Origin of the sequence: Rhodoblastus sp. (assembly GCF_052145335.1) — a bacterium.
Classification (GTDB): Bacteria; Pseudomonadota; Alphaproteobacteria; order Rhizobiales; family Beijerinckiaceae; genus Rhodoblastus.
Genome location: NZ_JBKQOU010000282.1, coordinates 1 through 8,059, shown reverse-complemented (window position 1 = coordinate 8,059; position 8,059 = coordinate 1). Strand labels below are relative to the sequence as shown.

Below are 8,059 nucleotides of genomic sequence, written 5' to 3'. Positions count from 1 at the left end.
TCGAACAACTGGTCGAGTTCTCGTTCGGTAGCCAACGCATATGGCTGACCGAGCGCCAGCTGCAGACGTGATAAACTGATCCGTTGCGACGCCGGCAGAACGGCCAGAAGGTAACCTTCATGCGACCGCACGACGACCGCTTTCACCAGACAGTCAGGAGATACATGAGAGGCTTCGGCCGTGGATAGCGTATCGTTCGTAGGTCGATGCTCCATGATATCGAAGCGAATCTGTTTGCGGGCGAGATATTTCTGCAACTTCGCGGCGACAGGCATCACAACCTCCCTCGGCAGCCGGCGCGTACATTCTGGGAGGGTCGTCGAACGATTTTCGGCGGCCGCATCACGGCGTGCGCCTTTATATTAAATCTTTCTAAATTTTATCGCTTTGCTGGGCTCCGCGCAATCGTAATACCCATTGGATACCCGCAACGCGCTTGAATCCCGTCTCCTACGCGAAGACAACCGTCGCTTGGCGGTGGAGCTTCGGCAACAATTCGAGGAGGCACAAAGCTACCCCTTGAGCATGCTTTTCTGATAAGGCGTCGAGCCGAGTTACGGTTTTGCTCGCGTCATCATGCACAACGACCCCGTGACCGTTGCTGGCATCGATTTCGACGAAGATCGTGAATTTATTCATGTTTGCGTTTTAGATGGCAATTAAAACGCAATTGCGGCCGACATTCCAAAATCTGGAATTATTTTTTCCGCATGTCGGGTCGCTACGTACGTGTCGTCGATGCGCGAGACGCAAGGGCCGCAATTTCGTATCGGCATAATCCGACAATCCGTGATCGATCGGCGATCACAGAAGCCGCTTGCGTGCGGGCGAGTTGTCGTGTTTCCGAGATTCGTCGAAATACTTAAGGGCAATTACGATCTTGCCTGCAACTTGTCTGTGCCCCTAAAAAAACGTCGTCACATTCAGCATTATTTCAGCATTATTTATGAGCGGGTCGCCGTCGCCTAAGTCGCGGGATTACGGGAGAAAACCACGTGGTTGAACTGAGAACCGACATCGCCACCATGAAAAACGTTCCCATCATCTGGCAGGACTATATACAGAAGTTGATGGGCGAACTGAAGAAGATCGAAAGCGAGCTGAAAAGTGTTGAAGGCGCCAACGCGCTCAAATTGCATGCCCGTGCTCAGCGGCTCCGGAACGACATCGCGCTGCTAAGGTGACCGCAACGTTCCTGTCAGCGGGAATTTCGGCTGTTATTGCAAAGTTTTTGCAGAGTCGTGTGCACGGACGCTCTGCAAAACTTTCGGTGGCGAGTTGGGTGATGCGATGTCGTTTTAAACGACGTCGAAGCCACAATCGCCAGCGCCGTCGCTTGAGGTCCTCGTCGCGCCCACCATTCCCAAAGCCTTCGAGTTGCTGGAAAAACCAGCGCTCGGCCGGTCAGCGCGATCAGGCGTCATGCGGCGACTGCGTCGGAAGTCACGCCTTAGGGCTTTCGCTTGCGGCGCGCTCCCGTTCGCTACTTCCCTGGCTTTGATGAGAAAACGGGTGATCGTTTCCACTAATTGGCTGGCTTGCCCCGATAGCGTATCCCTCCGTTCCCGAGACAAGATTGCACCATAAAAATCCGGGATCAAACACCCAGGTCAAGGAATGGAACTCCTCGCCTTGCATTCGGTTCGACCTTGACATCCCGCAAGGCGAGGCTCAGTCTTCGACGTTTATTTCCCAAGCACAGTAAAAAAAGCAATCGTGGAGGGAATCATGGTCGCCGAAACGCTGGACATCAACGCGCTGACGCGAGAGGTTAATCGGGACCCGGACTTTCCCGATGCGCCGAGCGCGTGGGCGCCGCAGGCGGCGGAAGAAACCGCCAAAGAGGAAGGGCTGAAGCTTACCGACGCACATTGCGAATTGATACGGGCGCTGCAAAACTACTATGCGCGCCATGACGAGCCCGTGATCAACATGCGCGAACTGCACGATGCACTGGACGAGAAATTCCACTTCCTCGGCGGCCTCAAATATCTATACGAGATCCTCCCCGGCGGGCCGATCGCGCAAGGCTGCAGGCTGGCCGGGTTGAAGGCGCCGTTTTTGGCGACCGACAACAGTTTCGGCAGCGTGGCCTGAACTGCTGACGCAAGACCTTGAACTGGCAAACGATTAGCCCCCGGCAAAACCGGGGGCTTTTTAATGAGCGCCGCGCGCCGGAGCGTTTTCAAGCCGGCCCACTGCGATCGATCGAAAACGCTTTCGTCTGTGATAACGAAAAACCCCGCGTCCGGTTTTCTCCGTGCGGGGCGCGCTCCAAGGCGGCTGTACATCCGAGCGCGCCCTGGAATTGAGATCTTAATAGAAGGCGCTTGTGTCAAACTGCCGACGCCTCGCACCAGGGCGTCATCGGAAGGATCACCATACGATTCAATGCAAAAGCGAATTTGCGGTGCAAATTAAAATCTCCGGTTGCGTTGCCGAAATATTCATAAAAAGTTTGCATTTTTGTCACAGAGAATATGACAGTTATAGTTATCAATAGATTTCAACAGGCCTTTATTCTGTATATGTTCTTGAAATCATTGTGCAACGCAGTTCAGCTGGAATCTTAAGTGTCACTAATGCTGCGATTAAAAAACGCCTGCGTCGCAGGAAATATTGCGTGAGACAACGTAGCGGCCGCTAAGATCGATTCCACGTCGAACTGCAGCTTCAAGGACGGATTGCGTTCGATTGACAGCGTAGCTTCGCCGTTGCCCAATGCAAGCGCCAAGGTGCCGCAGGAGAAGTTTTGGTTGTTTTTGCAAGGTTTTTGCAGGGCGCCGGGCCGGGACACTCTGCAAAATTTTGGCTCTTTTTTCGGTGACGCGATGTCGTTTTAAACGACAAGGCGGATTGTCCGGTTAGGGTGCCAATGGCAGCTCTAACGTTTGCAGTTGCTGTGCGCGCGAACATTGATCCAAGTGATATTGCGGCTCGGGTGAACCCTGTCGCGCCCACCATTTCTAAAATAAGCCCTGAATTTGCTGGATTAATCAGCGTTCGGGGCTTTTGCTTTTCTGGGGCGTCATTTCATCGGGGACCCCCGGGGGCCCCTGAAAGGCGAAGCCAGCGGTTTCCGCACAATCTCCCGCTCGCCGCGTCCGAGCGGCTCCCTTCCTATGATGTAGGCTCTCCGCCCGCGCTATTCGCGTGAGGTGTCGCGCGGCAGGGGTTAGGCTGCCCCATCGCTAGCGGCGCTGCTGTTCAAGGCGCGAAGTCGGGGAAACAACCGGCCTAGGGACGCGGGTCGATATTTTCTAGGTCGGCCTCCGAAAATTGCGAGCGTTTTTGAAATTCGACTATCCCACTGTTTGTCAGAGGGCAGGAACCCGATGCGTCAGAATGGCAGCCTTCGGCGGATTGCAGTCATAGGCCGAAGGTCTGGTTCAGGACGGAGAACGCACCGAGACGACACGGCAGGGTTGCCCCACGTCCCAAGTCTTGGGGTACGTTCGGGCCCGGACATTAGCGCGGGCCGCTGCGGGCTAGTCAGAAATCTGCCGGGGGCTTGGGTCGAAACTGGACGAAATCTTTGCTTCGGGTGATCTCGATCAGGCCATAGGGTACCTTCGTGTCGGAATCCAAGAGATATTCCTTACTGTCGAAGAGCTTGAGTGCGATGACGTAGGAAGCAAGGCCGGCGGGCAACGGTTGCCTAACGTCCTTCAACCAACCGATATCGGCTGTCAGGGTTGGACCGTCGATAACGATGGGGGTCGCTTTCACGAGCGGCACGGTCATTGCGCACTGAACGTCCACATCGGATTTGTGGCCACCCCGCGCAGTCTTGTGGCCGTGCGTCAGTCGAAACGAAAATCCGTCCGGAGTCAAAGTTGCTGACAGCAATCCCGAGCAGGATGCTCCTGCGTCCGCGGAAGTCGCCCAATATTTTAGGCCGTTTTTGACCAGCTTATCGACATCGATCTTCCAGCCGTCCTTGACATCAGGAGGGTCCAACCGAATTCCCAAGTCCACGACGTGATCTTTCCCGTGTCCGCCTGCTGATCGTTGAATGTCCTTGTATTTATAATCCGCGGAATTGAGTTTAGTCTGAATTGAGTAGCTACCCATAATTTTTGGCAACAACAACAAGGTCATATCGCGCTGGATTATATCATACGTGAACAACGTCCACGGTTTCCACCAAATCCTCTTGGTTTGGTCGTATTTGATCTGTACCGTAACATAGTGTGGCTCCCGCTCAGAGAAAGTCATCGTATTTCGGTCAAGCAGCGCGATCACCTCGACATCCTTGCTTTTCTGGATCTGTACGGATGCATTGTTCAACGTCACGGCGGGATCGCTTGCTGCTAACTTGGGGCCGATGATATGCACAGGAATCTCTGAAGCGCCATCCGGTACCAATACATGTGGATGATAGATCATTACGGACGGCGGCATGTTGATAAATGGAAGATTCCCGACTTCGTTCGACACGGTTGCAAGGAGCGACGTAACATCCGTCATCGAAACCTTCTCGATATTTTCGGCCTGATCGAGCAATTTGCTGATGTTGTCGTAGGTCTCGCGTTCGCTTTGGAGATATGCCTCCTTAGCATCGCCGATTGAGCTGTGAACGGCTTCGCGTAACGCCTTGATAGCTTGCAGCACTTGCTCGCCGACCGCCTTTGCGACAGCATTGCCGGCAGCCTCGGCGCGGGCAATGACGTCCTTTGCGTCTGAGTCGGCTTTGTCGAGCAGTGCGTCGGTGATCGGCTCAAGTGCCCAACTCGGGCGGCTATCGATAGCAATCAGCGAAGGGATGAGCAAAATCCATATAGCCAAAATCTTCATTCGCATATCTTTCCCTTTCGCCCGTTAATTTCACGGTGATCGGCGGCTCGCCTTCAGCAGGGAAGCCTGTTTTTTTCGTTCTTCGCATTTGCCGTAATGAACCGAGATGGGACCATTTACGAGCGCGCATGAGACTCTGCCACCCTCGCCACCGACATACGACCCGGGCGCGTGCCTTTGGTTCCCACGATTCACACCGCCAGCTTTTTGCAGCGAACAGCGGAAAAGCCATCCTGGGCGGATGTCACAATCCCTTATGCGAAAGAACGTTGCTCGGCGATGGCCATGAAGCACTATTGAGACAGCGAAATCGCCGCCGCTTAAGGCATCGGAGCGGGTCGCGCGCCTGTTCACGGCTTCCCCTCCGCGATTCCACGCGCCCAGAAAGGCAACAGCCAGCCCCGCGCGTAGCCACGCGAAACAACGACCTCAGAATCCAAGGCGAGTTGCGTCAGGTCGTGCAAAAGCGCCCGAATAGCCCGGAGCGGATCGCCGCCGAACTTGGCGATGATTTCGTCGATCTCCTCGTCCGTGGCGTCGGCAATAGGATGCTGCTCGGCCAAATCCGACATGGTTCTGCTCCGTCTCGACGCGAGAACATACGTGGAACATTTTGGCGGCCCGGAGTCAAGCGACGGCAGCTCACGGCGCAGCCTGTGCGAAAACTCGACCACCAGATTGATGGGTAGAATGATATTCTATTCGTCGGCCGAAAACTGGCTTCATACCCCGTTCTCGCGCTTACGCTGGTCGGCAAAGAGGATATTCTTCCTCTCGCTCTCAAGCGCGCGGAGTTTTCACACGGCCTCGGCGGAAAGCGGACCTTCGACCGCGATGACGGAAAAGGTCGATATCGCAGAGACTTCTGCAGGCGCGGATTTGCTCAGCTCGACATGCGGTTGGGGACGGCTCCGAACGGCCGCCCATTTTTGCCAACGCCTTCGGATTCAATCGGCCCGTCGTTTTCCATCCGAGCCCTTTGCTCGTGGGAGACGGAAAGGCCGGCTCGCAGCCGGCCTTCGTCCTGTTGATCGTCCCAATGCTGGCGGGGCCACCGGCGCCTTTATGGACGACACACCTGCACATAGGGGTGGCGGAATTCCCAATCGGAGTTGACGACGCGCTGGCGCCAGACGCAGCGCGCGCTTCCTGAATGGCTCGCATAGACCACATCGGTAATAAGCATCGCACCCGCGCTGCGGTTACTGGAATAGTGATGCGGATCGTATTTATATTGGCCGCCCTCCCAGAAAGTTCCCGGATTGATCGGCCCAGGATCGCCTTGCCAGTACGACTGTCCATCGACGGTCCTCATGTGTTGCGCTTGCGCTGGCTGCGTCGCGGTGAAACTGACGACCACAAGCGCGGCTGCCGACGAGGTGGCGGCTTTTACGATGCCAAATCTTTGTTTCATTGGATGATCCTCCGAGTTTGAACAACGCGACCTAGGCACTAGAAAACGGACGCCTGTTTATTTCCAACAGGCCGTTTGGACGATTGAGCTAAATTGGAACATATTCCAAGCAATCTAATTGCTTTTTTATGCACGCCGCATAAACAATCCCGCTTGCAAGGAGCACGAAACCAAGCTCTGCCAATGATGAAGACCTGATGTCAATATACATTAAATCCTCATATTCTACAAAAAAACGAGGAAAACGCATAGCAAGATTGATTTCACGAATTATTGAAGTCGTGTGTTGATACTTATTGTAGACATTTGTTTAGAACTAAAGCTTTTGTATAGACAATTAATTAGGCAACATCATGCTATTAGCTGTTCAAAAATCTGACATGTTGGGTAGTGCTTAATTTTACTGATCTGAGGGCCGCTTTGAGCCGAACGCGGACTTCCGATTTCTCACATTGTGTGCGCGACCAACGGCCAAGGGAAGTCGTCAGTAAACCGGAACTCGATGTGTTCGGCAGTCGAATTGCCGCGGCCCGCCAAAGGCGACACTATGACTTGTTGGGCTCCCCTCCATCGGTCGGATCTCGGTCGGGTCGTGCGCCGAGCGCCAAATTGGGAGGTTACAATGATCAAGCTCACCGCGCTGTATGGCCACCCCACTGACCCGGCCGCATTCGAGAGCTATTATGCGGCGAAGCACATGCCCGTGGTGGCGAAGTTGTCCGGCTTCGTTCGAGCCGAAACATCCAAGGTCTTCGCCACGCCCAGCGGCGAGAAGCCGCCTTACTATCGGATGGCCGAGTTCTGGTTCGAAAGCGAGGCGGCGATGGCCGCCGCCATGGGGTCGCCCGAAGGACGGGCTGTGGAAGGCGATCTGGCGAATTTTGCGACCGGCGGCGTGACCATCCTCATCTCGGCCGTCGAATGAGGGCATGACCCGCGAACAGGTCCGATGCGCTTGAGCCGCTATCGTGGCCGGGCTTGCCCGGCCGGCAGCCGTCATTCCAGCTCACGGCAGACGGCAACAAGAGAAAATGCACGTCCGTATATCCGGGGCGTGCGTCCATTCAGCGCATAGCCGTTCCTCCCCTATCCAGCCTGAAATCGGCGCCAGGGCGCGCTGTGCCGTCAAGCTCAGTGACATCGCCGGCCAACTGGATCTCTTCGAAAACGGTCCGGCCTTAAGGGACAATTGCCGCGCGAGGCGTGGAAGTCGTCATTTCCGTAGCAGGCTGTCGTCGCCGGCAAACAGAGCGTCCACCAGCTTGCGTTCCCGGCCGACAACCAAGTCGAGGAACTCGCGAGCATTACCCATTCTTGTGAAAGCCTTGTACCCTCGCTCGAGAAAATCATGAATCTCGCCAAGGCCGAGCAATCTTGCGGGCACTCGCGTCACCGACAGCGTGGTCCCCATGAAAGGTCGATGGACGAGGCGGTCGAGCGATTCACCGAGATTCCCGATGAGGTCAATCTGCCGCTCGCGATCGGCGCGCCGGTCGACCTTGCGATATGCGGCTCCGTAGGTCCCCGCGGACAGCTTGTTGGCTTTTGCGCCGATTGCCTTCGCCATGGCGACATCAAGCTCTTCAGACAAGGCTTCCAACTCGATGGCGTCCGCCACGATCTCGAGGCTGGCCGCAGGCATCATCCGTTTCATCGCCGGCACGATCCGCCTGACATTTGCGTTAAGTTCGCCAGAAGATCGGCATAAGTCCTGGCGAGCCGTGCGGCCTGCCATGGCCGCAGCGCGAAGCGCACGGTGAGTTTGACCCGACATGCGATCGCGTCGGATCTTGAAGATGTTGCAGACGGCAGTATGGATCGAGAACAGCTTCTGCAGCACGCACATAT

8 protein-coding genes are annotated in these 8,059 nt (G+C 55.5%); 3 read left to right on the top strand and 5 right to left on the bottom strand.

Annotation, left to right across the window (positions count from 1 at the left end; genetic code table 11):
* On the bottom strand, nt 1-275 hold a 275-nt coding region (locus ACLP2E_RS17530), incomplete at its 3' end, for an aminoacyl-tRNA deacylase (protein ID WP_442466674.1).
* 720 nt (nt 276-995) lie between these two features.
* On the opposite strand from ACLP2E_RS17530, the gene ACLP2E_RS17525 reads away from it, so the two are divergent.
* Both ACLP2E_RS17525 and ACLP2E_RS17520 read left to right on the top strand, forming a co-directional pair.
* Nucleotides 996-1,184: a hypothetical protein gene (locus tag ACLP2E_RS17525; RefSeq protein ID WP_442466673.1), complete on the top strand. Its 189-nt coding sequence runs from the start codon at nt 996-998 to the stop codon at nt 1,182-1,184.
* Nucleotides 1,185-1,728: 544 nt separating this feature from the next.
* Complete coding sequence (locus tag ACLP2E_RS17520) at nt 1,729-2,097, top strand: TusE/DsrC/DsvC family sulfur relay protein (RefSeq protein ID WP_442466672.1); 369 nt, start codon at nt 1,729-1,731, stop codon at nt 2,095-2,097.
* 1,395 nt (nt 2,098-3,492) lie between these two features.
* Here the strand turns inward: ACLP2E_RS17520 and ACLP2E_RS17515 are convergent.
* The 3 genes from ACLP2E_RS17515 to ACLP2E_RS17505 form a co-directional block, all read right to left on the bottom strand.
* On the bottom strand, nt 3,493-4,797 hold the full coding sequence (locus ACLP2E_RS17515) for a hypothetical protein (protein WP_442466671.1): 1,305 nt from the start codon (nt 4,795-4,797) through the stop codon (nt 3,493-3,495).
* Between the two features lie 350 nt (nt 4,798-5,147).
* Complete coding sequence (locus ACLP2E_RS17510) at nt 5,148-5,369, bottom strand: hypothetical protein (RefSeq protein ID WP_442466670.1); 222 nt, start codon at nt 5,367-5,369, stop codon at nt 5,148-5,150.
* 491 nt (nt 5,370-5,860) lie between these two features.
* The gene (locus tag ACLP2E_RS17505; protein ID WP_442466669.1) at nt 5,861-6,211 is read right to left on the bottom strand and encodes a hypothetical protein; all 351 of its coding nucleotides are present in this window, start codon (nt 6,209-6,211) and stop codon (nt 5,861-5,863) included.
* Nucleotides 6,212-6,833: 622 nt separating this feature from the next.
* Here ACLP2E_RS17505 and ACLP2E_RS17500 point away from each other — a divergent pair.
* A complete protein-coding gene (locus tag ACLP2E_RS17500) occupies nt 6,834-7,136 on the top strand; it encodes an EthD family reductase (RefSeq protein WP_442466668.1) in 303 nt (100 codons plus the stop codon).
* Between the two features lie 288 nt (nt 7,137-7,424).
* Here ACLP2E_RS17500 and ACLP2E_RS17495 read toward each other — a convergent pair.
* Nucleotides 7,425-8,059, bottom strand: a 635-nt coding sequence (locus ACLP2E_RS17495) for an FFLEELY motif protein (RefSeq protein ID WP_442466667.1), incomplete at its 5' end; no start/stop codon positions are given.

What these genes read in the sequence shown, in the direction of transcription:
- ACLP2E_RS17520 (WP_442466672.1), top strand. Translation starts at nt 1,729, where the DNA reads ATGGTCGCCGAAACGCTGGACATCAACGCGCTGACGCGAGAGGTTAAT.
- ACLP2E_RS17515 (WP_442466671.1), bottom strand. Translation starts at nt 4,797, where the DNA reads ATGAAGATTTTGGCTATATGGATTTTGCTCATCCCTTCGCTGATTGCT.
- ACLP2E_RS17510 (WP_442466670.1), bottom strand. Translation starts at nt 5,369, where the DNA reads ATGTCGGATTTGGCCGAGCAGCATCCTATTGCCGACGCCACGGACGAG.
- ACLP2E_RS17505 (WP_442466669.1), bottom strand. Translation starts at nt 6,211, where the DNA reads ATGAAACAAAGATTTGGCATCGTAAAAGCCGCCACCTCGTCGGCAGCC.
- ACLP2E_RS17500 (WP_442466668.1), top strand. Translation starts at nt 6,834, where the DNA reads ATGATCAAGCTCACCGCGCTGTATGGCCACCCCACTGACCCGGCCGCA.